We start from the raw sequence: 1898 nt of genomic DNA on the forward strand, positions 1-1898 counted from the left end.
GGCATGCGCAGGACCGGCCCGAGGGCCAGCCCGCATCCTCTTCTCCCGCCCGCACTCCGCACGACAGGAACGAGCACCCATGACGCTGTCCACTCCTCAGACCGCCTACGCCTCCGCCAAGCTCCAGGGCACCGGAGTGGGACGCGGGCTGGCCCTCGGGCCGGTCCTGCGCATGCCGGAGCCGCTGCCCGAGCCCGAGGACACCGCCAGCACCCGCAGCGTCGCCCAGGAGGAGGAGCGCGCCGTCTCGTCGCTGTCCGCCACCGCCGCGACGATCCGCCACCGAGGCGAGCGGGCCGGCGGCTCGGCGAAGGACGTCCTCGACGCCCAGGCCCTGATGGCCGAGGACCCGTCCCTCGCGGACGACGTCAAGGCGCGGATCGCCGGGGGCAAGACCGCGGAGCGCGCCGTGCACGAGGCCTTCGCCGGCTTCCGCGACCTGCTCGTGGCGATGGGCGGCTACATGGCCGAGCGCGCGACCGACCTCGACGACGTCTCGCAGCGCGTCGTGGCGCACCTGCGCGGCGTCGCCGCTCCCGGCGTCCCCGAGTCGGACGAGCCGTTCGTGCTCGTCGCCCGCGACCTCGCTCCGGCCGACACGGCGCTGCTCGACCTCGAGAAGGTCCTCGGCCTGATCACCAGCGACGGAGGACCGACCTCGCACACGGCGATCCTCGCCCGGGAGAAGTCGATCACCGCCATCGTCGGCACCACCGGCGCCCTCGACCTGCGGGACGGCCAGCTCGTCATCCTCGACGCCACCTCCGGCGTCGTGACGGTGAACCCCTCGGACGCCGAGATCGGCGCCGCGAAGTCCTCGATCGCCGAGCGCGCCGAGATGCTCGCCGCACCGGTCGTCCCCGGCGCGCTGGCCGACGGCCACGCCGTGCCGCTGCTCGCGAACCTCGGCTCGGCCGACGGCGCTGCGAACGCGGTCGAGCTCGGCGCCGAGGGAGTGGGGCTGTTCCGCACCGAGTTCCTCTTCCTCGACGCGAAGGAGGCGCCCTCGGTCGCCGAGCAGGCGGAGCAGTACACGCGCCTGCTCGCCGCGTTCCCCGGCCGCAAGGTCGTCGTCCGCGCGCTCGACGCCGGCGCCGACAAGCCGCTGAGCTTCCTCAACGACGACCACGAGGAGAACCCCGCCCTCGGTCTCCGCGGACTGCGTGCGCTCCGCGCCAGCGAGCAGATCCTCCGCGACCAGCTCACCGCCCTCGCCCAGGCCGATGCCGCGACCGACGCCGACCTCTGGGTCATGGCGCCGATGGTCGCGACCGTGGACGAGACCCGCTACTTCACCTCGATGGCGCGGGAGCTCGGCATCCGCACCGCCGGAGTGATGGTGGAGGTCCCCTCCTCCGCCCTGCTCGCCGACCGCATCCTCGGAGTCGCGGACTTCGCCTCGATCGGCACCAACGACCTGACCCAGTACACGCTCGCCGCCGACCGCATGCTCGGCACGGTCTCGGCGTTCCAGGACCCGTGGCACCCGGCCGTGCTCCGCCTCGTCGGCGAGGTCGGCCGCGCGGGAGCGGCGCTGGGCAAGCCCGTCGGGATCTGCGGAGAAGCCGCCGCCGACCCGCTGCTCGCCGTGGTCCTCGTCGGCCTCGGCGCCACCACCCTCTCGATGTCGCCGTCGGCTCTCGCCGACGTCCGCGCCGAGCTGGCCGAGCACACCCTCGACGACGCCAAGCGGTACGCGGAGCTCGCTCTCGCCGCCGACAGCGCCGCCGACGCCCGCTCCGCGGTCACCGAGGCGATCGCCGCCTCCTGATCCCGGATCACCAGCCCCACCCCCTGCACCACCCCGCCACTCGGGAGCCGGGACGCCTCAGGAGCGTCCCGGCTCCCGAGTGGCGGGGTGGTCCAGGGGGTGGGGCTGGTGATCCGGGATCAGGAGG

General features: G+C 74.3%; 1 protein-coding gene. It reads left to right on the plus strand.

The window, feature by feature from the left end:
- Positions 1 to 172: 172 nt before the first annotated feature.
- Positions 173 to 1771, plus strand: a complete 1599-nt coding sequence (gene ptsP, locus C5C10_RS17370; RefSeq protein ID WP_244229676.1) for a phosphoenolpyruvate--protein phosphotransferase — start codon at positions 173 to 175, stop codon at positions 1769 to 1771.
- The last annotated feature ends 127 nt before the right edge of the window (positions 1772 to 1898 follow it).

The organism is Rathayibacter sp. AY1A3, assembly GCF_002930975.1.
Lineage (GTDB): Bacteria > Actinomycetota > Actinomycetes > Actinomycetales > Microbacteriaceae > Rathayibacter.